At 76.2% G+C, this 24,305-nt stretch carries 23 protein-coding genes; 11 read left to right on the forward strand and 12 right to left on the reverse strand.

Annotated features, from left to right (window positions below):
* Window positions 1-209 precede the first annotated feature (209 nt).
* Together LEP48_RS11440 and LEP48_RS11445 are read right to left on the reverse strand one after the other, a co-directional pair.
* Window positions 210-905, reverse strand: coding sequence for an ABC transporter ATP-binding protein (locus LEP48_RS11440; RefSeq protein ID WP_225565723.1), 696 nt, complete (start codon window positions 903-905; stop codon window positions 210-212).
* A gap of 41 nt (window positions 906-946) precedes the next feature.
* Window positions 947-2,002 (reverse strand): ABC transporter permease, encoded by a 1,056-nt coding sequence (locus tag LEP48_RS11445; RefSeq protein ID WP_225565724.1) that lies wholly within the window; start codon window positions 2,000-2,002, stop codon window positions 947-949.
* Window positions 2,003-2,211: 209 nt separating this feature from the next.
* Here LEP48_RS11445 and LEP48_RS11450 point away from each other — a divergent pair, with 209 nt between their 5' ends.
* From LEP48_RS11450 to surE, 4 genes are all read left to right on the forward strand, one after another.
* Window positions 2,212-3,462 carry a sensor histidine kinase gene (locus LEP48_RS11450; protein WP_225565725.1) on the forward strand — a complete coding sequence of 417 codons (1,251 nt, stop codon included), beginning with the start codon at window positions 2,212-2,214 and terminating at the stop codon, window positions 3,460-3,462.
* Window positions 3,459-4,079, forward strand: coding sequence for a response regulator (locus tag LEP48_RS11455; RefSeq protein WP_225565726.1), 621 nt, complete (start codon window positions 3,459-3,461; stop codon window positions 4,077-4,079). Before LEP48_RS11450 ends, LEP48_RS11455 begins: the two co-directional genes overlap by 4 nt.
* A gap of 72 nt (window positions 4,080-4,151) precedes the next feature.
* Window positions 4,152-5,108, forward strand: a complete 957-nt coding sequence (locus LEP48_RS11460; RefSeq protein ID WP_225565727.1) for a 1-phosphofructokinase family hexose kinase — start codon at window positions 4,152-4,154, stop codon at window positions 5,106-5,108.
* Between the two features lie 13 nt (window positions 5,109-5,121).
* On the forward strand, window positions 5,122-5,877 hold the full coding sequence (gene surE, locus LEP48_RS11465) for a 5'/3'-nucleotidase SurE (RefSeq protein WP_225565728.1): 756 nt from the start codon (window positions 5,122-5,124) through the stop codon (window positions 5,875-5,877).
* 16 nt (window positions 5,878-5,893) lie between these two features.
* On the opposite strand, the gene LEP48_RS11470 is transcribed toward surE, so the two are convergent.
* Window positions 5,894-6,550, reverse strand: coding sequence for a GAF and ANTAR domain-containing protein (locus LEP48_RS11470; protein ID WP_225565729.1), 657 nt, complete (start codon window positions 6,548-6,550; stop codon window positions 5,894-5,896).
* A gap of 242 nt (window positions 6,551-6,792) precedes the next feature.
* On the opposite strand from LEP48_RS11470, the gene LEP48_RS11475 reads away from it, so the two are divergent.
* The 7 genes from LEP48_RS11475 (at window position 6,793) to LEP48_RS18810 (ending at window position 13,261) form a co-directional block, all read left to right on the forward strand.
* Complete coding sequence (locus LEP48_RS11475; RefSeq protein WP_225565730.1) at window positions 6,793-7,050, forward strand: acyl carrier protein; 258 nt, start codon at window positions 6,793-6,795, stop codon at window positions 7,048-7,050.
* A 65-nt stretch (window positions 7,051-7,115) separates the two neighbouring features.
* Window positions 7,116-7,610: a hypothetical protein gene (locus tag LEP48_RS11480; protein ID WP_225565731.1), complete on the forward strand. Its 495-nt coding sequence runs from the start codon at window positions 7,116-7,118 to the stop codon at window positions 7,608-7,610.
* Complete coding sequence (locus tag LEP48_RS11485) at window positions 7,607-8,836, forward strand: NRAMP family divalent metal transporter (protein ID WP_225565732.1); 1,230 nt, start codon at window positions 7,607-7,609, stop codon at window positions 8,834-8,836. The genes LEP48_RS11480 and LEP48_RS11485 overlap by 4 nt, the downstream gene beginning before the upstream one ends.
* Window positions 8,833-9,213 (forward strand): hypothetical protein, encoded by a 381-nt coding sequence (locus LEP48_RS11490; RefSeq protein ID WP_225565733.1) that lies wholly within the window; start codon window positions 8,833-8,835, stop codon window positions 9,211-9,213. Before LEP48_RS11485 ends, LEP48_RS11490 begins: the two co-directional genes overlap by 4 nt.
* Window positions 9,210-9,671, forward strand: a complete 462-nt coding sequence (locus LEP48_RS11495) for a hypothetical protein (RefSeq protein WP_225565734.1) — start codon at window positions 9,210-9,212, stop codon at window positions 9,669-9,671. Before LEP48_RS11490 ends, LEP48_RS11495 begins: the two co-directional genes overlap by 4 nt.
* Window positions 9,668-10,744, forward strand: a complete 1,077-nt coding sequence (locus LEP48_RS11500) for an FUSC family protein (protein WP_225565735.1) — start codon at window positions 9,668-9,670, stop codon at window positions 10,742-10,744. Before LEP48_RS11495 ends, LEP48_RS11500 begins: the two co-directional genes overlap by 4 nt.
* A 129-nt stretch (window positions 10,745-10,873) precedes the next feature.
* A complete protein-coding gene (locus LEP48_RS18810; protein WP_308010016.1) occupies window positions 10,874-13,261 on the forward strand; it encodes a nucleotide sugar dehydrogenase in 2,388 nt (795 codons plus the stop codon).
* 51 nt (window positions 13,262-13,312) lie between these two features.
* Here LEP48_RS18810 and LEP48_RS11515 read toward each other — a convergent pair whose 3' ends face one another.
* Genes LEP48_RS11515 through LEP48_RS11565 form a run of 9 tightly spaced genes read right to left on the reverse strand, consistent with a single transcriptional unit; the run spans window position 13,313 to window position 24,254 of the window.
* Window positions 13,313-13,735: a YybH family protein gene (locus LEP48_RS11515; RefSeq protein WP_225565736.1), complete on the reverse strand. Its 423-nt coding sequence runs from the start codon at window positions 13,733-13,735 to the stop codon at window positions 13,313-13,315.
* Entirely contained in the window at window positions 13,735-14,793 is a 1,059-nt protein-coding gene (locus tag LEP48_RS11520) for a glycosyltransferase family 9 protein (protein ID WP_225565737.1), read from the reverse strand. Before LEP48_RS11520 ends, LEP48_RS11515 begins: the two co-directional genes overlap by 1 nt.
* Window positions 14,790-15,560, reverse strand: a complete 771-nt coding sequence (locus LEP48_RS11525) for an SDR family oxidoreductase (protein ID WP_225565738.1) — start codon at window positions 15,558-15,560, stop codon at window positions 14,790-14,792. Before LEP48_RS11525 ends, LEP48_RS11520 begins: the two co-directional genes overlap by 4 nt.
* A complete protein-coding gene (locus LEP48_RS18815) occupies window positions 15,557-17,656 on the reverse strand; it encodes a PfkB family carbohydrate kinase (protein ID WP_422723833.1) in 2,100 nt (699 codons plus the stop codon). The genes LEP48_RS11525 and LEP48_RS18815 overlap by 4 nt, the downstream gene beginning before the upstream one ends.
* A complete protein-coding gene (locus tag LEP48_RS11540; RefSeq protein WP_225565739.1) occupies window positions 17,653-18,933 on the reverse strand; it encodes a glycosyltransferase in 1,281 nt (426 codons plus the stop codon). Before LEP48_RS11540 ends, LEP48_RS18815 begins: the two co-directional genes overlap by 4 nt.
* Window positions 18,930-19,925 carry a glycosyltransferase family 4 protein gene (locus LEP48_RS11545; protein ID WP_225565740.1) on the reverse strand — a complete coding sequence of 332 codons (996 nt, stop codon included), beginning with the start codon at window positions 19,923-19,925 and terminating at the stop codon, window positions 18,930-18,932. The genes LEP48_RS11540 and LEP48_RS11545 overlap by 4 nt, the downstream gene beginning before the upstream one ends.
* Window positions 19,922-21,001, reverse strand: coding sequence for a glycosyltransferase family 9 protein (locus tag LEP48_RS11550; protein ID WP_225565741.1), 1,080 nt, complete (start codon window positions 20,999-21,001; stop codon window positions 19,922-19,924). Before LEP48_RS11550 ends, LEP48_RS11545 begins: the two co-directional genes overlap by 4 nt.
* Entirely contained in the window at window positions 20,998-22,608 is a 1,611-nt protein-coding gene (locus LEP48_RS18820) for an HAD-IIIA family hydrolase (RefSeq protein WP_308010017.1), read from the reverse strand. Before LEP48_RS18820 ends, LEP48_RS11550 begins: the two co-directional genes overlap by 4 nt.
* Window positions 22,605-24,254 carry a carbamoyltransferase family protein gene (locus tag LEP48_RS11565; RefSeq protein ID WP_225565742.1) on the reverse strand — a complete coding sequence of 550 codons (1,650 nt, stop codon included), beginning with the start codon at window positions 24,252-24,254 and terminating at the stop codon, window positions 22,605-22,607. The genes LEP48_RS18820 and LEP48_RS11565 overlap by 4 nt, the downstream gene beginning before the upstream one ends.
* Window positions 24,255-24,305 lie beyond the last annotated feature (51 nt).

Genomic DNA, 24,305 nt, shown 5'->3' on the forward strand with positions numbered 1-24,305 from the left:
TACTGCTGGCTTCACGGCACGACCACCAGCGGATCCCAGCGAACCACCACGGGCGGAATCCCAGCGATCCGACCGCAGTTCTGCAGGTCAGAGTTCATTCACACCGAAGAGGTCACTGGTTCGAACCAATGTCGCCCACGCGCGTGCAAGGGCCTCTGACCTGCGGATCCGCAGGCCAGAGGCCCTTTTCGTGTCTTCGTCAGGGCGCGTCAGGCCGTGCGGAGGGGCGGGGTCGCCTCGATGCGGGCATCCAGCATCCGCACGGTGGCGTCGACGGTGGCGAGCGTCGAGGCATCGTGCGAGACCAGGAGCGTCGCGGCCGACGTCTCCCGGGCGAGACGGGTGATCAGCTCGACCACCTGCGTACCGCGCTCGTGGTCGAGCGCGGACGTGGGCTCGTCCACGAGGAGCACCTCGGGACGGCCGACGAGGGCGCGGGCGATCGCGACGCGTTGCCGCTGACCGCCGGAGAGCTGTGCCGGGCGCCTGCCGGCGTGGTCGGCGACGCCCACGGCGTCCAGCAGCTCCATGGCCCGCTCGCGCGTGCTCGCGGGGCGCGCGCCCCGCAGGTGCGCGTGCAGCTCGAGCTGCTCGAGCGCGGTGAGGGAGCCCAGCAGCTGCGGGGACTGGAACACCATGCCGATGCGTTCGAGCCGCACCCGAGTGGACCGGGCCACGGAGGTGTCGGGCGTGAACACGACGTCGTCTCCGATGGTGACCGTGCCGCGAGTGGGGCGGGTCAGCCCGGCCGCCACGGCCAGGAGGCTCGACTTGCCCGCCCCCGACGGGCCCAGCAGGGCGGTGGTCGTCCCCGCGGGGACGGTGAGGTCGACGTCGTCGACGGCGCGCAGGGTGGTGTCGCCGTCGGGGTAGACGAGGACGATGTGCTCCAGGTGCAGGTCCATCGGTTCTCCTTTGCGGGTCAGCATCTCGGGGGGGAGCGAGGTCAGCGGGCGGCCAGCGCCGCATGAGGATCGATGCGCGTGATGCGGGCCACCGAGACGCCCGCACCCAGCAGGCCGAGCAGGATCAGTCCCGCCGCGGCCACGAGGGTGGTGGCGGCCGTGACGACGACGGGGACGGCGCTGGGCAGCAGGGCCGCAGCGGCCACCGAGAGCGCCGTGCCGGTCGCCACGCCACCGACGAGCAGCACCGCGGCCTGCCCGAGGGCGTCGCGCAGCAGGTAGCCGGTAGAACCGCCCAGCGCCTTGAGCACCGCGATGTCCCCGGAACGGCCGACGGTCCACACGGAGAAGAACGCGCCCACCACGAGGGCCGAGATGACGAGCAGGAACACCTGCATGGTGGTCAGCGACGTGTTCTCCCCGGCGAAGGACGACACGGCCGACCGGGCGGCCGACGTCGTGACCGTCGTGGTGCCGAGCGCGTCGTCCGCCGCCGCGAGGTCGGCACCCGGGGACGTCGTCAGCGCGACGACGGTGGCGACCGGTGCCGCCTCCCGGTCGGCCCGACCGCGAGCGCCGACGTCCTGCCAGTCGTCCAGCGAGGTCCACACGACGGGTGTGTGGGAGAACGACTGGTCGGCATCGACGGTCGCGGCGACGGTGAGCTCGGCGCCGCCGAGTGTCACGCCGTCGCCCACCTGCGCGCCGAGGGCGGCGGCGGCCGCGGGGGTCAGCACGACCGTGCCCGGCTCGACGTCCCCGGCCTCGCCGCGGTCGCCCAGGGCGACCAGGCCGGCGCCCGGGGCGACACCGAGCGCGGTGACCGACGCCGTGGTGCCGCCCGTCTCGGCCCGTGTGGTCGCCACCCCGAGCGGGTCGGCGGACTCGACCCCACGGACGCCGGCCCAGGCCCGCCACTGCTCGGCGACGACGCGTGAGGCGGTGAACTCCGGGCTGTCGTCCTCGGCCGGCATGGAGAACGCGAGGTGGTCGGCCGGCAGGTCCGTCACGGCCGACGTCGACTCCCTCGCCAGCCCCGCGGTCAGGGACGCCAGGAAGGTGACGAGAAAGGTGGTCAGCACGATCACCACGGACATCAGGACGAAGCGGCCTCGGGCTTGCTTCAGATCGCGCAGGGCGACGAACACGGGGAACCTCCACACACGTTGCTGGGACGTCCTCCAGCCTCCGGGCGAGCGGGCCCGCGGTCATCGTGGACAGGGGTGATCCCGCGGCGCCCCGGGGTGGTCCCGCCGATCAACCTTTCGGACGATGCGCGGACGCGGGGGCTGGCTACCGTGGACGGGTGACCCGTCACCCCCGGCCGTCGGCGACACGCGGCCTCATCCAGGGACTGGACGCCCTGATCGCGGCCCTCCTCGTGGTCGCCGTCGTGCAGTCGCCGCCGGGCAGCGGCGGGCTCGTGGTTCTCGTCGCCGTGGTGTTCGGCGCACTCTACGTCTGGGGCCGGACGGTCGTGCGGGTGCACGAACGGTCGGTGGACACCCCGCGTGGACGCTGGTGGCCCGATGCCGCGTGGATCGCCGCCCTCCTGGTGCCCTGGGCGGTGCTGCTGTGGCTGTCGCCCGCGGCGCTCTGGCTCGCCTTCCCGCTCATGCTCGTGCAGATGCACGTCCTCGGCCCCCACCGTGGCGTGGTCGCGGTTGCCGTCACCACGGTGCTCGCGATCGGTGAGGGCCTCGTGGTGCAGGCCGACGAGGGCTCCCCCTGGACGGGGTTCGTGCTCGGCCCGATGCTCGGCGCGGCCGTCGCCGTCGGGGTGGTGCTCGGGATCGAGGCGTTCGTGCGCGAGTCGCAGACGCGCCAGCGCACCGTCGACGAGCTGACCCAGGTGCGCCAGCACCTCGCCCAGGCCGAGCGGGAACGGGCCGTCTCCGACGAACGGGCGCGGCTCGCGCGGGACATCCACGACACGCTCGCGCAGTCCCTGTCGGCGATCGAGCTGCTGCTCCGTACGGCGGACGACGCCGTCGGTACCGACGACCTCAGGGCGCGGACGCTGATCGGCCAGGCGCGTGGCGCCGCGCGGGACGGCCTCGCCGAAGCGCGGCGCGTCGTGCAGGACCTCACCCCAGGCGACCTCGAGGCCACCACTCTCGTCGCGGCGCTGCACCGGGTGGCCGACCGCACCGCCACCACCTACAACGACACCGACGCGGGGCGGCGGAGGCCGTTGACCGTCTCGGTCAAGACGAGCGGCGCCACCCGCCCTCTGCCGGTGCCGCTGGAGACCGCGCTGCTACGGATCGCTCAGTCGGCCCTCGCCAACGTCGCCGAGCACGCCGGCGCCGCCCGCGCGCAGGTGACGCTGACCTTCGACGACGACACGGTCACGCTGGACGTCGTGGACGACGGCACGGGCTTCGACCCCGCCCGTGGCCGAGACGATCGGACGTCACGGCGCGGCTTCGGCCTCCCCGCCATCCGCTCGCGCTCCCACGATCTCGGTGGCTCCTTCGCGCTGGAGACCAGCCGCGACGGCGGCACCGCCGTCGCGGTCACCCTGCCCACGGGGGAGACGGGGGGCGCGCGATGATCGACGTCGTCCTGGCCGACGACCACCCGGTGGTGCGCGCCGGGCTGCGCGCGGTCGTCGACACCCAGCCGGACATGCGGGTCGTGCACGAGACGTCGACCGCAGAGGACCTGCTCGCCTGGCTCGACGGTGGCGGCCGAGCCGACGTCATCCTGCTCGATCTCCGCTTCGGCGACGCCCGGATGGGCGGGGCCGCCGCGACCGGCGCCGTCGTGCGCCGGCACCGCACCCCGGTGCTCGTCGTCACCACCTACGGCACCGACGCGGACATCCTGGCTGCCATCGAGGCGGGCGCGACCGGCTACCTGCTCAAGGACGCACCGACCGAGGAGCTCGCCCGCGCCGTGCGCTCTGCTGCTGCCGGTGAGGTCGCCCTCGGCGCCGACGTGCAACGCCGGCTCCTCAGCCGCCTGCGCACTCCGGCCGAGAACCTCAGCGGACGCGAGCTCGAGGTCCTGCGCCTGGTCGCGGCCGGCCGGTCGAACGACGCCATCGCCCGCGAGCTCTTCGTCTCCGTCGCGACCGTCAAGTCCCATCTGGCGCACATCAACACCAAGCTCGGCACCCAGTCACGCACCGAGGCTGCCGCCGTCGCCCGCGACCGGGGCATGCTCTGACGCGCCGCGGCCCTGGAGGATGACGGGCCGGCCGCCCGGCGCCCGGCCCGGATCCTGCTTAGGGTCCTGACCATGGAACGACAGCGCCCACCCGCCGTGTGCGTCGTGGCACCGGAGCCGATGCTCACGATCGAGATCGAGACCGACCGGGCCGTGGGCGCGCCGGAGATCCACGTCCACCCCGGCGGGCAGGGTCTCTGGGTGGCGACGATGGCCCGGGCCCTGGACGCGGACGTCGTCGTCTGCGGTCCGTTCGGGGGAGAGACCGGCGCCATCACGGCCCATCTGGCGCGGACCCGCGACCTCGCGCTGCGGGTCACGTGCCAGGGAGGGGGCGGCACGATGCTCCGGGACCGCCGCTCGAGCGACGACCCCGAGCTCGTGATGATGCCGTCGGCGCCGCTCGACCGCCACGCGCTCGACGACCTGTACGGCACGGCCCTGGTCGCCGCGCTCGAGTCCGACGTGTGCGTCCTGACCGGCACGCAGCACGACATGGGGCTCCCGCCCGACTTCCTCGCGCGGCTCGCCCGCGACGTGACGGCCTCCGGGACGACCGTCGTGGCCGACCTGAGCGGCGAGCTCGCCGCTCAGGTCGGCAGGGAGGGGATCGCGGTGCTCAAGATGAGCCACGAGGAGCTGGTCGACTCCGGCGCCGCCGACGACGACTCGCTCGGCTCCCTGCGTCGCGCGGCGACGCGCTGGGTCGCCGACGGGCTCGGGTCGCTCGTCGTCTCGCGGGCGCAGGACCCGACGCTGCTGGTCACCGGCGAGGGGGCCTCGACGATCACGACGCCGTCGGTGTCCACCGTCGACCACCGAGGCGCGGGCGACTCGATGACGGCCGGCATCGCCGTCGGCCTCGCGCGGGGCCTGGACCTCGGTGCGGCCGTGCGGCTGGGCGCGGCGGCAGGCGCCCTGAACGTGACCCGGCACGGGCTGGGCACCGGCCGGAGACAGGAGATCGAGAGCTTCGCCGAGCGGGTGACCCTCGAGGCGCTGGACCGGGGCACGACGGACGACGACTGAGAGGAGCAGCACGATGCTCGCACTGGTGACGAACGACGACGGGATCGACTCGCCCGGCCTCGGGGTGCTCGCGAGGTGCGCCCTCGCCCACGGCCTCGACGTCCTGGTCGCCGCGCCGCACGAGGAGTCCTCGGGCGCCTCGGCCGCCCTGCACGGCGCCCAGGAGGACGGGCGGCTGCTCGTGGAGGAGCGCCGCGGCCCGGGCGTGCCCGACGAGGCACGCTCCCTGGCGGTGGCGGCCGACCCGGCGCTCATCGCCTTCGTCTCCGCCTACGGGGCCTTCGGGGACGTGCCCGACGTGGTGCTCTCCGGCGTCAACCGGGGACCGAACGTGGGCAACGCCGTCCTGCACTCGGGCACCGTCGGCGCGGCGCTCTCGGCGGCGGCGCTCGGCATGAGGTCCCTCGCGGTGTCGCTCGACGCGGAGGATCCCCGCCACTGGGAGACGGCGGAGCACGTGACCGGGCGGGTGCTCGACTGGGTGGTCGGCAGTCCGCCGCGCCGGCGGACGCTGAACGTCAACGTCCCCGACGTGCCCGTGACCGAGCTGCGGGGACTGCGCCGGGCGCCGCTCGCCACGTTCGGTGCCGTGCACGCGCGGGTCGCCCCGGCCGGTGACGGCGACCCTGCGCTGGTGATCCGGTACGAGGGCACCGAGTGGTCCACCGAGCCCGAGTCCGACGCCGGCCTTCTCGCCCAGGGCTGGGCGACCGCCTCCCTGCTGATCGCCCCGTACGCGGACGAGTCGGTCACGGTCCCGGGTTTCTGAGCGTCCCCGCGCGGGGTCAGCGCCGGCGCCCGGGCCCGCCGACCGCGAGCGACCGCAGGATCGTGACGGCGATCGTCCGCTCGCCGACGCCCTGGTCCTCGGCGGCGGTCCGCAGCAGGTCCCTCGCCTGAGCCTCCGTGCAGTCGTTCGTCTGGATGATCGCGCCCACGGCGCGTTCGACCGCCACGGTGCCGCTCATCGCCTGGTAGAGGGACGCCGCGGCGTCCTCGAGGTCCGAGAACTCGAGCTGGAGACGGACTCCTGAGGCGATGAGCCGTGCGTAGGAGTCGCCGGCGCGCACCATCTTCTCCTCCCACGCGGCCGGGCTGCGCGAGTAGAGGTTCAGCGCGACGACGATCCCGGGGGTGACCCTCGCCGGCAGCGCGAGCGCCTTCACGAAGCCCTCCTTGATCGACTGCTCACGCCAGGCGAGCCACCTGTCGTCGTCCTCCACCGACGGGACGACCAGGATCGTGGCCGTCGTCATGGCCTCGACGCACGGGCCGGCGTCGGCCATCGCCTCGGCCTGGTCGCAGCGGGCGGCATCCGGGGTGCTGCTGCCCCCTCGCAGCGTGAGGCCGTGCTGGCGCATGGTGATGCTGGCCTCCACGTCGTCACCGAGGAGCCCGGCCGCTCGGGTCGCGTACTCGTGGAGATACCTCGAGATGACCATGGGCTCCGTCCTGTGGCGACAGGCGCCACCGTGCGAGCCTCCCCGGTGGTGCTCCGCCGTGGTCGCCCGGTGGGGCGGCCTGGGCCACCCCGCTCTCTCACCGTACGCCCCGGCAGCGGCGGCTCGGTTGCGAGCAGCGTCCGACCTGGCACGGTGGAGATCCGGTCCAGCAGCGGGCCACCACGGCCGACGGGGTACGGCCCCGGCGGACCAGGCCGGAAGTCCGGCGTCTGGAGGAAACCATGGCAACCGGAGAGACGGGATTCGACGACGTCACGTACGACCTCATCTCGGTCCAGTACCACGCGCTCAAGGGCGGCCACGACTACGGGCAGTACGTGCGCGACGCCCGTCACGCGGGCAAGGAGGAGATCGCGGCGTTCTTCGAGCAGGTGATGCAGCAGGACTCCGAGCGCGCGAAGCAGTGCCACCGCTTCCTCGGCGAGCTCGCACAGCACGGGACCTCGGCCACGTCGCCCCAGGGATCCTCTGCCGAGTGAGGCGCGCGGCTGCCCGCCCGGCGCTCCCGCGTGCGCTGACCAGGAGTGACGGGCACGATCGAAGGATGGCCGGGCTGCGTGGTCTCGGGCGGGTGGTCGCCGGAGGTGTGGGCGGCGCCCTGGCGCTCGCCGCCCTCGGTGGGTGCGTCGCCAGCAGGCAGGAGCCGGGGCAGGCGACGGCGGCCGTGGCCGATGCCCTGGCCGAGGCCGGGTCGGCCGCGCAGACGACGCGGATCGCCGTGGAGCTGCTCTCCCGCGGGCGGCTGACGGGGCCGGTGGCCGACACGACGCTGCTCGACCAGCTGCGCGTGCTCGACGACGCGGACGCCGCACTGACCACCCTGGTGCCGCCGGACGCCGCGTCGTCGGCGCACCGTGCCGACGGCCTGGCCGCCGTCGGCGACGTGACCGACGTGGTCGTCGCGGCACGCGAGTGGGTCGCCGTGCGCTCCGGGGGCGACCTGGGGGCCGGACCTGCCGGTGCCGGGGAGCTCCTGGACGACCTGGACCAGGCGGCCGGGGCCGTGGACGAGGCCCTGGCCGCGGCGGGCGGACCATGAAGAAGGTCTTCGCCGCCGCCCTCGGCATCCTCACCGCGATCGGCGGGTTCGTCGACATCGGCGACCTGGTGACCAACGCGGTCGTCGGCTCCCGGTTCGGCATGTCGCTCGTGTGGGTCGTGGTGGTCGGCGTCGTGGGCATCTGCCTGTTCGCCAGCATGGCCGGCCGCGTGACGGCGGTGAGCGGCCGCGCGACGTTCGAGATCATCCGCGAGCGCCTGGGGCCCCGGGCGGCGGGTGCGAACCTCGTGGCGTCGTTCGCGATCAACCTGCTCACCCTCACCGCGGAGATCGGCGGCATCGCGCTGGCGCTGCACCTGGCCAGCAGCGTGGAGCCGCGCCTGTGGATCCCGGTCGCGGGGCTCGCGGTGTGGCTCGTGCTGTGGCGGGTGAAGTTCCAGATCATGGAGAACGTGGCCGGGTTGATGGGCCTGCTGCTCGTCGGCTTCGCCGTCGCCCTGTTCCTGCTCGGCCCCGACTGGGGCGAGCTGCTGCGCCAGGCCGTGCCGCCGTCGCCGCCGGGGACCGAGCACCCGGCGAGCTACTGGTACTACGCGGTCGCCCTGTTCGGCGCGGCGATGACGCCGTACGAGGTGTTCTTCTTCTCGTCGGGTGCCGTCGAGGAGAGATGGACGGCCAAGGACCTGTCGACCAACCGGGTCAACGTGCTGGTCGGGTTCCCGCTGGGCGGCCTGCTGTCCGTGGCGATCGCCGCGTGCGCCGCTGTGGTGCTGCTGCCTGCGGGCATCGAGGTCTCGTCGCTGTCGCAGATCGTGCTGCCGGTGGCGCAGGCGGGCGGGGTGCTGCTGCTCGCCCTCGTCATCGTCGGGATCGTGGCCGCCACGTTCGGCGCGGCGCTGGAGACGGCGCTGTCCAGCGGGTACACGGTGGCGCAGTACCTGGGCTGGTCCTGGGGGAAGTTCCGGCGACCGGCGCGCGCCGCGCGCTTCCACCTCACGATGATCGTGGCGCTGCTGCTGGGCGTCGGGATCCTCATGACCAGCGTGGACCCGATCGCCGTCACCGAGATGTCGGTGGTCTTCTCCGCCGTGGCGCTGCCGCTGACGTACGTGCCGATCCTCGTGGTGGCGAACGATCCCGAGTACATGGGCGAGCACGTCAACGGGCGGGTGGTGAACGCTCTGGGCACGGTGTACCTGGTGATCGTCGTGGTGGCCGCGGTCGCCGCGATCCCCCTGATGATCGCGACGGGAGCAGGCTCATGACCCACGGTCCACGCATCGTCGACGCCCGGCTGCACCTGCTCAGCCGGCAGGTGCTCGACGTCGACGGCGAGCCCGTGAGCACCGTCGACGACCTGGAGCTCAGGGGGCCTGACGGCAGCGAGGCACGGGCCGGGCAGGAGGCGCACGTCGCGGCGATCCTGGTCGGACCGGCGCTCGTCACCCGGCTGTTCGGGGGGCGGGCCCCCACGTCGCGGATGCCCCGCATCGCGTGGGACGACGTCGGGCACCTCGGCACGGCGGTCGAGCTGGCGGTGTCCTCGGACGGGTTGGACGCCGACTGGGTCGAGCACTGGGTCCGCGAGCGGCTCGTCGAGCGCATCCCCGGCGGCCGGCACGACCCGGAGGGCGACCGATGAACGTCGGCGACCTCCTCGACGCGCGCGTGCTCGGCCCCGACGGCGTGCCGCTCGGCGTCGTCGTAGACGTGCGGCTCGCGCTCGAGACGCGCGACGAGCCGGACGACGGGCCCGGCGGTCGCGAGGACCGCGAGGACCGCGAGGACAGCGAGGACCGAAAGGACAGCGAGCACGACGCCGCGCTGAGCAGCAGGGCCCGGCGCGACGCCGTGGGTGGTGCCGTGGTCCTCGGCCTGCTGGTCGGGCCGCGGAGGGCCGGGTCGTACCACGGCTACGAGCGCACCCAGGTGCGTTCACCGTGGCCCGTCCCGCAGATCGTGCGGCGCCTGCACCGCGGCACCTACCTGGTGCGGTGGCAGGACGTCGCGGCCGTGGACGACGGGGCCGCCGCCGGGGCCGGCGGGTGGAGCGTGCGGCTCGCCCCTGGGTACGCGGAGCTGCCCCCGGAGCTCGGATGAGCGACGCATACCGCCGGCTCCCGGCGACCGCGTACCGGGCCTGGCAGATGCACCCGCGCTGGTCCCTGGCCCTGCGCGGCGCGATCGCCGCCGCCCTGGCATGGGTGGTGGGGCTCGTCGCGCCGATGCCGTTCTCCGAGTACCCGTACTACGCGCCCCTCGGCGCCGTCGTCGCCACGAGCAGCACCCTGGCGAGGTCGGTGCGCGAGTCGGTCCAGGCGGTGGCGGCGTTGCTGCTGGGTGCCGCGGTCGCGCTGGTGGTGGACGCCGTCCTGTCGCCGAGCGTCTTCTCGGTGGCCCTGGTCGTGGGCGTCGCGATGCTGTGCGCGGGGTGGAGCGCGCTCGGCGAGATGGGCACGTGGGTGGCGACCTCCGCGCTCTTCGTGCTCATCCTCGGGCAGGGGGAGGAGACCGAGTACGTGGGGGCGTTCGCCGGCCTCGTGCTCGTCGGGGCGGCGATCGGCGTGGGCGTCAACGCCGTCCGGCCGCCACTGCCGCTCACACCGTCGGACGCGGCGCTCGACCGCCTCCGCGACGCGCTCGTCGACCAGGCCGACGAGCTGGCCAGGTGGCTGGAGCACCACGGACCGCTCGCCGCCGACGAGTGGGAGGAACGACGGGCCGGCCTGCGGCCCACCATCGAACGAGCGCGGGCCGAGGTGGCGCAGACCTCCGAGGCGTCGCGCGGCAACCCCAGGGTCCGCCGCCATCCGGAGCGCACGAGCGCGCAGGCCCACCGCGCCGAGGTGCTCGGGGTGGTCGCAGAGGGGATGGACGAGGTGGTGCGGCTCCTGGTCGACTGGGAGCGCCAGGATCAGGAGGAGGTCGCTCTGGGGCCCGAGCTGCGCCCGGAGTTCGCCACCGCCCTGCGCGGGCTCGCTGGTGCGCTGGGCAGACCGGACGCCGAGCCCGATGCCGACGGGCAGGACGACCCGGTCGTGCGCTTCGCGGAGAAGGTCGAGGTGCTGCCGGACGCCCTGCGCGCGTCGCGGGAGCGGTCGGCGCGGGACCACCTGGTGGCCGGAGCGCTCGTCGTCGTCCTGCGCCGGAGCGTCGACGCGCTGTCCGCCTGACAGGCCGGCTCGCCGGTTCCCCCTGCGTGGTGCGGGGGCACGTGCCACGGTGAGACGTCGGGTCCAGCAGCGCGGCCGCCATCGATCGTCACGGACGACGTCCGGGGACGTCGGGCGAGAGGGCTGACCATGGCCGAGGACCACGAGACGATCACGGCGCGCGAGCTGCCGGCGTTCCGGCGCGCCGTCGTCACCGGCGGGGCGGGATTCGTCGGCAGCCACGTGTGCGACGCGCTGCTCGCAGCGGGCACCGCGGTGGTGTGCGTGGACGACCTGTCGACGGGAGCCGCGCAGAACGTCGCGCACCTGCGGGGCGACCCGCGGTTCGTGGCCGTCGACGCCGACATCACCCTGGGTACGGCGGGGGTGCCGCGCGACGGCGTGGACCTGGTGCTGCACCTGGCCTCCCCGGCGTCCCCGACGGACTACCTGCGCCGCCCCGTGGAGACCCTCGACGTCGGGTCGGTCGGCACGCGCCACGCCCTCGAGCTGGCGGGGGAGTGCCGGGCCCGCTTCGTCCTCGCCTCGACGTCCGAGGTGTACGGAGACCCGGAGGTGCACCCGCAGCGCGAGGACTACTGGGGCCACGTCAACCCCGTCGGCCCGCGCAGCGTCTACGACGAGGCGAAGCGGTTCGGCGAGGCCCTGACCACCGCGTTCCGTGGCGACCGCGGCGTCGACGCGGGCATCGTGCGGATCTTCAACACCTACGGGCCGCGGATGCGCGGGCACGACGGCCGGATGATCCCGACGTTCGTGCGTCAGGCGCTCGCCGGCGAGCCCCTGACGGTCGCGGGCGACGGCTCCCAGACCCGCTCCGTGTGCTACGTGGACGACCTCGTCGAAGGACTCCTGGCGTTCGCCGCCAGCGGGCACCCGGGGCCGATGAACCTCGGCAACCCGGAAGAGCTCACCGTGCTCGAGGTGGCACGGGCGGTGCTGGCCGAGACCGGCTCGAGCGCCGGGATCGAGCACGTCGAGCTGCCCCAGGACGACCCGCAGCGCCGCCGCCCGGACACGTCGCTCGCGGAGTCGGCGCTCGGCTGGCGCGCGCGCACCCCGTGGCGCGAGGGGCTCGCGCGGACCGTGCGCTGGTTCCGGGAGCGGGCCGCGGAGCCCGAGGCGGCCGCGGGGACCGACCCGGGCCCCGGCGCCCCGCCGCCCGCGCCGACGCCGCCCGCCGCGCTGCGCGTCTCCGTGCTCGGCTGCGGCTACCTCGGTGCCGTCCACGCGGCGGCGCTGGCCCGCCTCGGCCACGACGTCGTGGGGGTGGACGTCGACGCCGACCGGGTCGCCGCCCTCTCGGCGGGCCGGGCGCCGTTCTACGAGCCCGACCTGGCGCCGTCGCTGGCCGAGGGTCTGTCCGCCGGCCGGCTGCGCTTCACCACCGACCCTGCCGGGGCGGCGGGGTGCGACGTCCACTTCCTGTGCGTCGGCACGCCCCAGCGGCCGGGCAGCGGGGAGGCCGACCTGCGTCACCTCGACGAGGCGGTCGCGGCCCTCGAGCCGGTGCTGCGGCCCGGTGACGTCGTCGCCGGCAAGTCCACCGTGCCCGTGGGGACGGCCGCGCGGATCGCGGACCGGCTCGGTCCGGCCGGCGCGCGGCTCGTGTGGAACCCCGAGTTCCTGCGCGAGGGCCATGCCGTGGCGGACACGCTGCGCCCCGACCGCCTCGTCTACGGCGTGGCCCCCGGCGCGGCCGGTGCGGACGCCGCGGCCCGCCTCGACGAGGTCTACGGCCCGCTGCTCGCGGCGGGCGTGCCCCGCGTCGTCACCGACCGAGCGACGGCGGAGCTGGCGAAGGTCGCCGCGAACGGGTTCCTCGCCACCAAGATCTCGTTCATGAACGCGATGGCCGAGGTCTGCGAGGCGTCCGGCGCGGACGCGGTGGAGCTGGCGGGGACGATGGCGCACGACCCGCGCATCGGCGGCGCCTACCTCCGCCCCGGCCTCGGCTTCGGCGGCGGCTGCCTGCCCAAGGACATCCGGGCGTGCGTCGCACGGGCGCGGGAGCTGGACGTCGGGCCGGCGACCGTCTTCCTCGAGGAGGTCGACGCGATCAACCAGCGCGCGACCGGTCACGCGGCGCGGCTGGTCCGCGACGCGTGCGACGGCGATATCGTCGGCGCCCGCGTCGTCGTGCTGGGGGCGGCGTTCAAGCCCGGCTCCGACGACGTCCGCGAGTCGCCGTCCCTCGCCCTCGCGGAGCGGCTGGCCGACGCCGGGGCGCAGGTCGTGGTGACCGACCCGCAGGCGCTCGCGCTCGCGCAGGCGAGCCATCCGCGGCTCGGCTACCAGGCCGACGTCGAGGACGCCGTGCGCGGCGCCGACGTCATGGTGCTGGCGACGGAGTGGGACGAGTACCGGCGACTGGACCCGGTGGCGACCGGGGCGCTCGTGCACCGGCGGCACGTGGTCGACGCCCGCCACGCCCTGGACCACCAGGCCTGGCGGGAGGCGGGCTGGTCGGTGCACGCGCTGGGCAGGGCCCCGCAGGCCGTCCGCAGGACCGCCTGACCGGCGCCGGGCCGCGCGTCAGACCCGGCCCTGGGCCGGTTCGGCCCTGGCTCAGATCTCCGGCGTCGGCCCGGGCTCGGCCTCGCGGCCGAAGGCGTCCGGCCCGCTCGCGGTGTAGGGGAGCCCCGGCCAGTAGGCCCACTCCTCGAACTCCGTCACGCGGCCGTCGTCGGCGAACTCCAGCACCCACAGGTCCTTGTACTCCTGCGCCTCGGGCGCCGTGTACTGCACGCCCACGCGCACGACGGCGCGGCGGCCCTCGACGGCGACGGGCTCGGCCGTCATGGAGAACGTCGCGCCCTCGTCGGCCGCCCAGAACTCGCCGATCTCCTCGTGCCCGAGCAACGCAGGGGTGTACGGCGAGCGGGCGTAGCTCGCGTCCTCGCTGAACAGGCGGCGGACGGCGGCGGCGTCGTTCTCGCGCCAGGCGCGCTCGTACCCGGCCACCCAGGTCATCACGTCGTCGCGGTCCATCAGGTCTCCTCCGTCTTGTCCGTGCCCGCCTCCCGGTCGAGCAGCGCGCCGGCGGCGGCCACCACCTCCTCGACGGTGATCCGCCGCAGGGCGGGGTCCGGCGCGTCGCCGTGCGGGTCGCCGCGGTAGCCGCCGTCCGACCGGGCGAGGTCGTCGTCCTCACCGTGCCACAGGACGGTGTGCCGCGCGGGGTCGACGGCGGGGCCCCAGAGCCGCGGCGGTGTGGGCCCGCACAGCACGACCGAGGGCGTGCCGTACGCGGTGGCGAGGTGCGCCACCCCCGTGTCGCCGCACACGACCAGGCGCGCGGTGGCCACCAGGTCCGCCAGGGCGGCGAGGTCCAGCGTCCCGGCCGCGTCGGTCACCGTCCCGGGGCCGGGCCCACGGCCCGTGCGTGCTGCCGCGGCGACCGCCTCGCACGTGGCCGCCTCGCCGGTGCCGCCCGTGACGACGACGTCGTGCCCGGCGTCCGCCAGGTGGCGCACCACGGCCGCGAACCGCTCGGGCGGCCACCTGCGGGACCCCGACGCGGCGCCGGGGTGCACCACGAGGTGCGTCCCGCGCGGGGCGGGGGCCTCGAGCCGCAGGTCCTCCCGCGCGCACGCACCACCGGCGTCGGTGACGAGCCGGCACCAGCGGTCCACCTCGTGCTCGTCCTCGCTCCACGGCGGGCCCTGGACGCCCGCCTCCGGGGAGGCGAAGGCGACGAGCCGCTCGGGGGCGCCGGCGAGCAGCACGCGGTGGCTCCGGGGGCCGCGCCCGTGGAGGTTCACGGCGACGTGCCCGGGCGGGGGGCCGCCCGTGACGGTCGCGGCCTCCTGCGTCCAGCGCAGCGGCGCGAGACCCTCCGCGGGCACGACGCCGTCCACCAGGCCGAGGCCGCGCAGCCACTCGCCCGGTGGCCGCGGCGCGGCCAGCAGCACGCGCCGGCGGGGCCAGGCCCGGCGGACCCCGCGCAGCGCGGGGACCGCGGTGAGGGCGTCGCCGAGGCCGAGGGCCCGTAGGACGAGGACCACGCCCTCGTCCTGGCCCTCCGCCATGGAGGGCAGGTCGCTCACGGCCACGACGCCTCGCCCGAGGCCATGACGAGCATCTCGCGGACCTCGAAGCCGACGGGCTGGCGCAGCGCCGTCACGACCGCAGCGGCGGTGCTGCGGGGGTCGGCCAGGTCGGCGTCGGGGCCGGGCTTGTACTGCTCGGGGCGACCGTCGAAGAACGGGGTGCGCATGCCGCCCGAGACGAGGCACGTCACGCCCACCTGGCCCGCCAGCTCGGCCGCGAGCGCCTGCGTGAACCCGCGTACGGCGAACTTCGAGGCGCAGTACGCCGTCGCGTCCGACACCCCCTTGAGGCCGAGGGTCGACGCGACGGTCACCACGGTGCCGCGCCGCTCGGTCAGGAAGGGCAGCGCGGCGCGCACGACGGCGACGGTGCCCAGGAGGTTGACCCGCACCACCTGCTCCCAGTCGTCGGTGGAGATCTCGTCGAGCCGCCCGCACGCGTCGGTGCCGGCCGCGGTGACGACCGCGTCGGGCGGCCCCACCTCCACGGCGAGCCGTTGCACGGCGGCCGCGGCGGCGGCGGAGTCGGCGAGGTCGACGACGGCGTGGGGGGTGCCGCCGGCCGGCGGGACCCGGTCCAGGACGACCGGCTTGCCGCCGGCGTCCAGGACGGCGTCGACGAGCGCCGCCCCGAGGCCGCTCGAGCCGCCGGTGACGTAGACGGTGCCGAGCTCGCGCGGTACGGGCGTTCCGGGTGCTGACGTGGTGCTCGGGGTGCTCGGGGTGCTCGGGGTGCTCGGGGTGCTCGGGGTGCTGCTGGTCATGATCGGTCCTCCTTCGATGCCGGGACGGTGGTCTGAGGACGGCCGCCGGAGGCGGCGACGGCGGGCCCGCCGGCGCGCCGCAGGATCGAGGTCGTCGAGCGGCCCTCGACGTACGGCAGCACGACGACCCGGCCGCCGTGGCGCCGCACGACCTCCGCCTCCGGGAGGTCGGCCTCGCCGTAGTCGCCGCCCTTGACCCACACGCCGGGTCGCAGCGACTCCAGGGCGGTGCGCGGGTCGTCCTCGTCGAAGACGACGACCTCCGACACGCAGTCGAGGGCAGTCAGCACCCGGGCCCGGTCGTCCTGGCCGACGACGGGTCGCTCGGGGCCCTTGAGCCGGCGCACCGAGGCGTCGGAGTTGAGCAGGACGACGAGGTGGTCGCCGAGCCGTGCCGCCGCCTCGAGCGTGGCGACGTGCCCCGCGTGCAGCAGGTCGAAGCACCCGCCGGTGGCCACGACGGTGCCGCCGGAGGCACCGAGCCGGGCGACGACGTCGGCGAGGTGGTGAGACGGTCCGGTGGCGGGCGCGGCGGCGGGCAGGGGTGCGTCCACCGCCCGCCTGCGGTACGCGTCGGCGCCGCCGGCCGCGACCCAGGCCGAGGCGGTCGCCACCGCGCCCGGCACGGCGTCCCGCACGGTGCCGCCGTCGACGAGCCGGCACGCCAGCGCGGAGGCGAACCGGTCGCCGGCCCCGCACGGGTCGCCCGCCGCGGGATCGGCGGGGACGAAGGTCACCTGGCCGGTCGACCGGGCCAGGTACGCGCCGGTGGCGCCGACGGTGACGCAGACCTCGCCGACCTGCCAGGCGTGCGCCAGGTGTTGGGCGAGGGCGCCGGGGTCGTCGCCGCCGGCCGGCAGGCCGAGCGCCTCGGCGGCGGCGACCGCCTCGGCGAGGTTGGGGGTCACGACCGTGGTCCCGGGCACGGGCGGGCCGCCGCGCGGGTGGGGGTCCCACACGACGACGTGGTCCCGGGCCGCCTCGGTGAGCGCGTCGCGCACCACTGGGTCGTGGGTGGTGCCCGCGCCGTAGTCCGAGACGAGCACGACGTCCGCCGCGGCGAGCGCCGCCCGCACGTCGTCGCCGGGCACGTCCACCGGGGCGGCGGGGCCGCCGTCGTCGACGCGCACGATGGTCTGCCCCGCGGAGCGGACGCGGGTCTTGCGACGCGTGGTGCCGTCCTGTGGCAGGGCGACGACGCGGACCCGCTCGTCGAGCGCGCGCCGCAGCGCGGCGGCGTCCTGGTCGCGGCCGAACGGCGCCACGAGGACGACGCGCGCGGCGTCGGCGGCGAGCAGCGCGGTCAGGCCCGCCCCGCCCGGGCTGTGCCGCACGCCCAGGGTGTCGACCACCGGCACCGGCCCGTCGGGGGAGAAGCGGGTGACCTGGCCGTCGACGTCCCGGTCCAGCACGACGTCGCCGACGACCGCGACGAGCGGCCGGTCGTCGGGCTCGTCGGCCGGCTCCTGACCCTGGACGCGGCGGACGTGCGCGTCGACGGCCGCGCAGAGCGCGTGCACCGCGACGAGGTGCAGCTCCTGGACGGCCGACGTCGAAGATCCCTGCACGGCCAGGACGTCGTCGCAGAGGTCGGCGAGCGTGCACGGTCCGGGACCGGTGAGCGCCCACGTGGTGACGCCGAGCTCGCGCGCCTCCCGGGCCGCCGCCGTGACGTTCGGGCTCTCGCCGGAGGTGGACAGCAGCAGCAGGACGTCGCCGGGTCGGCCGTGCGCGGCCACCTGGCGGGCGAACATCTCCTGCACGCCGTAGTCGTTCGCGATTGCCGTGAGGCTCGACGTCTCCGCGTGCAGGGCGATGGCGGACAGGGGGAGGCGTTCGCCCTCGAACCGGCCCACCAGCTCGGCGGTGAGGTGCTGGGCCTCGGCGGCGCTGCCGCCGTTGCCGGCCACCAGCAGCCGCCCGCCCGCGAGGGCCGTCTCGGCGAGCCGGCGTCCCCAGCCGGCCAACCGCTGGGCGTCCCCGCCGAGCATGTCCAGCCCGGTGCGCAGGTCGTGCGCGTGCGCCCGCAGGCCCCGGGCGAGGTCGTCGGTGCCGCCGGTGGTGGCGGCGCCGTCGTCGGACCAGGTGCCGCTCATCGGTCGTTCACCGCCCGGACGGTGTCGAGCCCGGCGGCCCCGGCGCCGAGCCCGGTGGTCGCGCCGTCGTGCTCGGCGAGCACGCCCCGGTACGCCGCGGCGGTGCGCGCGGCGACGCTCGACCAGTCGTAGAGCCGCTCGGCGCGGACCCGGGCCGTGGCACCCAGGCGCTCGCCGAGCGCGGGGTCGTCCTGCAGGCGACGCAGGGCCGCCGCGAGCGCCGCGGGGTCGCGCGGCGGCACGAGCAGGCCCGTGCGCCCGTCCACCACGGAGTCGAGCAGGCCGCCCACGGCCGAGCCGACCACCGGCCTGCCGCACGCCGCTGCCTCGAGCGGCACGATGCCGAAGGGCTCGTACCAGGGCGTGCAGACGACGACGTCGGCGGCGTGCATGAGGTCCTGCACGTCGTCCTGGTCCACCCCGCCGCGCAGGTGGACCCGGTCCGCCACCCCGAACCGGTCCGCGGCCGCCATCAGACGCCGGGCCTCCGGGTCGCCGCCCAGGTCGGCGGCTCGCGGACCCCCGACCACCTCGAGCGTCGTCCCCGGAAGCGCCACGAGCGCCTCGACGACGGTCTCGACACCCTTGCGCTCGACGAGCCGGCCCACCGAGAGCAGCCGCAGGGGGGCGCCCGGCACCCGTGCGGGGCGTCGCGGGCCGGCGGGACGGAAACGACCGACGTCCACGCCGCACGGCACCACCTCCACGCGCTCCGGCGCGGCGCCGAGGGCCACGAGCTCGGCCACCTCGTCCTGGCACGTGGCGACGATCCGGTCGACGGCGCGGCACAGCAGCCGCTCGCGTGCCACCCGCTCGGGCGGGCTGGTGTCCTGGGCTCCCTGGTGGCGTCGCTTCACGGACCCGAGCGCGTGGAAGGTCTGCACCAGCGGGATGCCGAGGGGCGGCCCGGACTGCAGGCCCGCGATCCCCGACATCCAGAAGTGGGCGTGCACCACGTCCGGCACCGGGTCCGTGGGCGCCCCGCCGGACCACCGGCGCCGCAGGTCCGTCCCGAAGGCGCCCATGAACGGCAGCAGGTCGTCCTTCGGCAGCGGCCTGGGCGGCCCGGCGTCGACGTGCACCACCTCGACGCCCTCGGCGAGAGGCACCCGCTCCGGCAGGTCCGGGTCGTCGCGCCGGGTGTACACCTGCACGGCGTGCCCGTGGGCGCCGAGGCGGGCGGCCAGCGACGCCACGTGCACGTTCTGGCCACCGGCGTCCGGCCCGCCGAGAGCGGCGAGCGGGCTGGCGTGCTCGGAGATCATCGCGATCTTCATGAGGTCACCTCCGTCAGGATCGCGTCCCAGCGGCGAAGGAACGCGGTGTGCGAGTAGTGCTCCAGGACGTGGGCGCGGGCCGCGTCGCCGTGCGCGCGCGCCTCGTCGGGGTCGTCGAGCCACCGGCGCGCGGTGGCGACCAGGTCGTCGGGCCGCGCGCTGAGCAGGCCGGCCTCGGGCGGCACCGCCACGGGCGCCTCCGTGGTGGGCAGGGCCAGCACCGGCATGCCGAGGGCCATCGCCTCCAGCAGCGAGAGCCCGAGGCTGGTCCAGCGGAAGGGGTGCAGGTAGGCGCGCGACGCCGCGAGCTCGCGGTGCATGGCGTGCTGCGGGACGTCGTCGTGCAGCCCGTGGGCCGGCCCACGGGCGGGGGCGGCCAGGTGCTCGGCGAGCTTGCCGACGCCCATCCCGTAGACGTCGAGCGGGACGTGCCGGCCGACCTCGACGAGCACGTCCGTGCCGGCCACGCGCCAGCGGCGCACGGGCTCGTTGACGACCGCGCCGACGCTGCGCCGTCCCCCGGTCCACAGGTGGCCCGGGTCGGGGACGCCGTGCCGCGCGACGAGGGTGCGCGCGTGGCCCGTGTCCCACATGAGGGCGTTGAACTCGGTGACGTGCACGATCGGGACGCGGCCCTCCTCGACGACGTCGACGTCCGCCATCGGGTGCCGCGTCGAGGCGGCGTGCCCGGTGGGGGCGTTGTGCTCCACGTACACGGCGGGCACGTCCCGGCCGGCGACGAGCCCCGTCCAGCGGCGCAGCAGGTCCGCCTCGTGGGGGCGCTGCAGGACGACGACGTCGATCCCGCCGGCCGCCAGCGCCGCGAGCCCGGAGGGCGTGGCCTCGCGGACCGTCTCCGGCCAGTCCCAGGTGTCCGCCCGCCCGCGGCCGTCCGGCCCGCGGTCGGGCACCACGGGGACGATGTACTCGTGGTCGCCGGCCACGAAGGCCGTGGCCCACGAGCCGTGCACGTGCCAGATCAGCACCCTCACGCGACCACCGCCCGTGCCCCAGGGGTCGTGCGAGGCGTGCCCTCCCGCGTCCCGGCCCCGTCCGCGAGCCGTGCCACGGCGTCGGCGACGTGCTCGGCCGGGACGCCCGACAGGCACGTGTGGCCCGGCACGGGACACTCGCGCGCCCGCGTGCCGCGGCACGGGGCGTCCTGGTCGCCCAGCACCACCACCGGCACGCCCCAGGGAGCCCACCGCTCCAGCGGCACGACGGGCGCGAACAGGGAGACGACCGGCGTGCCGACCGCGGCGGCCAGGTGGGCGGGCCCGGTGTTCCCGGCCACGACGCAGCGGGCACCGGCCAGCACCGCGGCGAGCCGGCGCAGGTCCGTGCGCCCGGACAGGTCGGTGGCCCCGCCACCGGCGACGAGCTCGCCCAGCGCGGTCTCCTGCGGGCCGCCCGTCACCACCACGCGGTGCCCACGGCCGGCGAGGGCCGCGACGACGGCCCGGGCGTCCTCGGGCCCCGGAGCGCGCGCGGGCACGGAGGCCCCGGGGTGCACGACGACGTACGGCTCGGCGGGCACCAGGGCGCGCACGTCGGGCAGGGGGCCCCGGACGGCCAGCCGTCCGTCGTCGCCGGCCGGGGGGCCGAACCCCGCGGCGCGGGCCAGGGCGAGCGCCGCCTCGACCTCGTGGAGGCCCTCGGGGCGGTGGTGCCGCACGTCGAGCAGCGACCCGGGATAGTCCTCGCTCGTCGCGGCCACGCGCCCGACGCCCGCCGTGCGCAGCAGCAGCGCGGTGGGCAGCGAGCTCTGGTGGAACGACGTGAAGACGACCGCGGTGGCGTACCGGCGGGCGGCGACCGTCTCGACGAGCCGGCGCAGCGCGGCGGGGTCGACGGCCGGGGGACGATACCCCGACCACGGCGCGTCGAACGTCAGCACGTCGCGCACGCCGGGCAGCAGGCGGGCGGCCGCGGCCCCGGCGGGCGACGCCAGCACGTCGACCTGCCCGCCGCGGGCCGCGGCGCCGTGCGCCAGGGCCCGGACCGCCGGCCCGGTGAGCAGGACGTCGCCGTCGGCGTCGAGGCGCACGGCGAGCACGTCGGCGCTCACCGTGCCGCTCCGCCGGTCGCGTCCGCGGGTGCTGCCAGCCGGTCCTTGAGTGCCTCGACGGCGGCGGCGAGGTCCGCGGCGACGAGCGGGGCCGCGGCCACCTCCTGCGGCCGGGTGGCCGGCGTCGGCACGAGCACGGGCGTGGCCCCGGCGGCGAGCGCCGCGCCCACGTCCGCACCGATGTCACCGATCACCGCGCACCGGTACGGCGGGACGCCGAGGTCTGCCGCGGCGGCGAGCACCAGTCCGGGCCCGGGCTTGCGGCACGTGCACCCGTGCCCGGGGGTGTGCGGGCACACCTGCCACGTCTCGAAGGCTCCGAGGAAATCCGAGACGCGGGCGTGGACGGTGTCCACCTGCGCGCGGGTGAGCAGGCCCCGCCCGATGCCGGACTGGTTCGTCACGACGCCGAGACGCACCCCGCGGGCACGGAGGCCGTCGAGCGCCTCGCGCGCGCCCGGCAGCGGTCGTACGGCCTCCGGGTCCGCGTTGTACGGCTCGTCGTGGACGAGGGTGCCGTCGCGGTCGAGCAGCACGACGTCCAGAGCCGGTGGCCACGGCCCGGCAGGCGTCGCGCCGGTCCGCACCGCCACCTCGCCCGCCGCGCGGTGCGCCACGGCGGCGAACGGGATCGCGACGCTGGTCCACGCCATGCGGCGCAGCTCGGCGGCGAAGACGTCGTCGCCGGGCCGCGGGCCGGGCACCGTGCGCCGGCGCAGCAGGTCGAGCGTGAGCCCGCCCCACGCCGCAGCCCCGGCCGCGGCCCACCGAGGGCGCCCGGCGAGGGCCCCGGTCACCGCGACGCCCGCGGCCGCCACCGTGCCGACGTGCCGCGCCAGCAGGCCGCGGCCGGTGCGGGCACGGTCCCGCCATCGCGGGCCGTGCAGGGCGCGCATCAGGGCGTCGTCACGGTTGCCCCGCTGGGCCCGCAGGCTCGCCCCGTCGGCGGCGGGACGCACCGGGTGCACCGTCGTCCGGGTGCCGCGCTCCAGCCCCCAGCCGGCCTCCCGCACCCGCAGGGCGAGGTCGGCGTCCTCCCGGTAGGCGCGAGGGAAGCGCTCGTCGAACCCCGCGACCTCCTCGAGCGCCGCCCGGCGGTACGCCATGTCGGCCGTGGCCCAGGCGGCCCCCTGCAGGCCTGCCGTCCCGCGCTCCCAGTCGGTGGGCCGGCGCACGGCGGGCAGCGGGACCAGGAGCCGGCCCTGGGTCCCCCCGGTCCGAGGACTGGCGGCGGCGAGGTCCGCGACGAGCTGCCGCGCCCACCCGGCGGGCAGCTCCACGTCGTCGTCGAGGAAGACCACCCACGGAGCCGACGTCGAGCGCCATCCCGCGTTGCGGGCGGCGGCCGGCCCCCGGCCGGCGGTGCGCACGACGCGGGCACGCAGCCGGCCTCCCGCGGGTCCCAGGTCGAGCGGCGGGTCGGCCACGTCCCAGCGGCCACGGGCCACGGGACGGTCGTCGGCCACCACCACCTCGGCCGGACGGTGCGCCGCCGGCAGCCCTCCGGTCGCCCCGTCGAGGGTCTCGAGCAGGCGCACCAGCGACGGACGTCCCACCGTGGGCACCACGACGGCGTACCGGGGCTCGGCCGCGTCCGGCACCGTCATGGCGTCACCTCCGCGTACAGGTCCGCCCGGCGCACCAGGTGAGGGCCGAGCACCAGCGCGTCCACGGGAGCGGAACCGAAGAGCTCGAGGGCGTCGCGCGGGTCGTCGACCATGGGGCGCCCGGCCGTGTTGAGGCTGGTGTTCACCACGACGGGCAGCCCGGTCCGGGCCTTGAACGCCCGGATCATGGCCTGCAGCCGCGGGTTCGAGTCGTCGACCGTCTGGATGCGCGCCGTGCCGTCCACGTGCACCACGGCGGGGATCCGCTCACGCCACGACGGGGCGACGTCGTGCACGAACAGCATGTAGGGGCTCGGCACCGGGCCGCCGGAGAAGATCGTGGGCGCGTCCTCCAGCAGCACCATCGGCGCCACCGGGCGGAACTGCTCGCGGCCCTTGACGTCGTTGAGCCGCTCCACGTTGTCCGCGCGGCCGGGGTGCGCCAGCAGCGAGCGGTGGCCCAGCGCTCGCGGGCCGAACTCCGCGCGGCCGTCGAACCAGGCGACCACGCCGTCGTCCGCGAGGATCGCAGCGACCTCACCGGCGTGGTCGTCCGGCGTCGTGAAGGGCACGCGGGCCGCGCGCAGCGCCGCGGCGAGCTCGTCGGGGGACCAGGACCGGCCGAGCGCGGCGGACCCCATCGGCTCGACCGTGTCCCCGCCCTCGGTGGCGATCTGCAGGGCCGCACCGAGCGCCGTGCCCGCGTCGCCCGCGGCGGGCTGCACCCACACCTCGTCGAACGGCGACTCCCGCCACACGCGCGAGTTGGCGACGCAGTTCAGCGCCGTCCCGCCCGCCATCGTCAGGGCCCCGTCGCCCGTCTGCCCGTGCAGCCAGGTGGCGAGGTCGACGAGAACTTCCTCGAGCCGCGTCTGCACGGACGCGGCGAGGTCGGCGTGCGCGCCGCCCCAGGTGCCGTCGTCGGTACGGGGCGGGGCCCAGCGGCTCCAGTCCGGCGCCAGGGCGACGAACCCGCCGTCGTCGGTGGCGGCCAGCACCTCGCGCAGGTCGTCGAGGAACCGGGGCTCGCCGTACGACGCGAGCGCCATGACCTTGTACTCGTCGCTCGAGCGGAGGAACCCCAGGTGCTCGGTGAGGGACTCGTACACGAGGCCGAGCGAGTGGGGCAGCTCCTGGCTCGCCAGCACCTCGAGCCGGCCGTGGTCGTAGCGCCCGGCGAGGTGCGACGAGCGCTCACCGCGCCCGTCCAGGGACAGGACGCTCGCCGTCGGGAAGGGGGAGGCCAGCGCCGCGGACGCCGCGTGCGCGATCTCGTGCGGCACGGACCGGACGACCGACCGGTCGAGCCCGGGCAGCGCCGTGGCGAGGAAGTCGGGGGCGCGCTCGGCGTACCGCACCCGCAGCCAGTCCCACGGGTCGGGCAGGCCCATCTCCTCGGCGGGCTTCGCCAGCGCGGGGTCGAACGAGTAGCCGACGGCGTCGAGGTCCTGCGGGCGCAGGCCGCCGGCCTCGAGGCACCAGGCCATGGCCTGCTCGGGGAGCTCCCAGGCCGCGAACGGGATGGGCCGCTTGCCGTGCTTGCGACGGGAGAACCGCTCCTCCTCGGCGGCGGCGACCACGCGGCCGTCGACGACCAGGGCGGCGGAAGGGTCGTGGAACAGGGCGTTGACGCCGAGGACACGCATCGCGACGGTCCCTCCTCGCAAGGGCAGGGTCGAGCAGGCCAGGGATGGTCC

The sequence above is a fragment of the Isoptericola luteus genome, from assembly GCF_020297055.1.
GTDB classification, from domain to species: domain Bacteria; phylum Actinomycetota; class Actinomycetes; order Actinomycetales; family Cellulomonadaceae; genus Isoptericola; species Isoptericola luteus.

What these genes read in the sequence shown, in the direction of transcription:
- LEP48_RS11440 (WP_225565723.1), bottom strand. Translation starts at nt 905, where the DNA reads ATGGACCTGCACCTGGAGCACATCGTCCTCGTCTACCCCGACGGCGAC.
- LEP48_RS11445 (WP_225565724.1), bottom strand. Translation starts at nt 2,002, where the DNA reads ATGTCCGTGGTGATCGTGCTGACCACCTTTCTCGTCACCTTCCTGGCG.
- LEP48_RS11455 (WP_225565726.1), top strand. Translation starts at nt 3,459, where the DNA reads ATGATCGACGTCGTCCTGGCCGACGACCACCCGGTGGTGCGCGCCGGG.
- LEP48_RS11460 (WP_225565727.1), top strand. Translation starts at nt 4,152, where the DNA reads ATGGAACGACAGCGCCCACCCGCCGTGTGCGTCGTGGCACCGGAGCCG.
- surE (WP_225565728.1), top strand. Translation starts at nt 5,122, where the DNA reads ATGCTCGCACTGGTGACGAACGACGACGGGATCGACTCGCCCGGCCTC.
- LEP48_RS11470 (WP_225565729.1), bottom strand. Translation starts at nt 6,550, where the DNA reads ATGGTCATCTCGAGGTATCTCCACGAGTACGCGACCCGAGCGGCCGGG.
- LEP48_RS11475 (WP_225565730.1), top strand. Translation starts at nt 6,793, where the DNA reads ATGGCAACCGGAGAGACGGGATTCGACGACGTCACGTACGACCTCATC.
- LEP48_RS11480 (WP_225565731.1), top strand. Translation starts at nt 7,116, where the DNA reads ATGGCCGGGCTGCGTGGTCTCGGGCGGGTGGTCGCCGGAGGTGTGGGC.
- LEP48_RS11485 (WP_225565732.1), top strand. Translation starts at nt 7,607, where the DNA reads ATGAAGAAGGTCTTCGCCGCCGCCCTCGGCATCCTCACCGCGATCGGC.
- LEP48_RS11490 (WP_225565733.1), top strand. Translation starts at nt 8,833, where the DNA reads ATGACCCACGGTCCACGCATCGTCGACGCCCGGCTGCACCTGCTCAGC.
- LEP48_RS11495 (WP_225565734.1), top strand. Translation starts at nt 9,210, where the DNA reads ATGAACGTCGGCGACCTCCTCGACGCGCGCGTGCTCGGCCCCGACGGC.
- LEP48_RS11500 (WP_225565735.1), top strand. Translation starts at nt 9,668, where the DNA reads ATGAGCGACGCATACCGCCGGCTCCCGGCGACCGCGTACCGGGCCTGG.
- LEP48_RS18810 (WP_308010016.1), top strand. Translation starts at nt 10,874, where the DNA reads ATGGCCGAGGACCACGAGACGATCACGGCGCGCGAGCTGCCGGCGTTC.
- LEP48_RS11515 (WP_225565736.1), bottom strand. Translation starts at nt 13,735, where the DNA reads ATGGACCGCGACGACGTGATGACCTGGGTGGCCGGGTACGAGCGCGCC.
- LEP48_RS11525 (WP_225565738.1), bottom strand. Translation starts at nt 15,560, where the DNA reads ATGACCAGCAGCACCCCGAGCACCCCGAGCACCCCGAGCACCCCGAGC.
- LEP48_RS18815 (WP_422723833.1), bottom strand. Translation starts at nt 17,656, where the DNA reads ATGAGCGGCACCTGGTCCGACGACGGCGCCGCCACCACCGGCGGCACC.
- LEP48_RS11540 (WP_225565739.1), bottom strand. Translation starts at nt 18,933, where the DNA reads ATGAAGATCGCGATGATCTCCGAGCACGCCAGCCCGCTCGCCGCTCTC.
- LEP48_RS18820 (WP_308010017.1), bottom strand. Translation starts at nt 22,608, where the DNA reads ATGACGGTGCCGGACGCGGCCGAGCCCCGGTACGCCGTCGTGGTGCCC.
- LEP48_RS11565 (WP_225565742.1), bottom strand. Translation starts at nt 24,254, where the DNA reads ATGCGTGTCCTCGGCGTCAACGCCCTGTTCCACGACCCTTCCGCCGCC.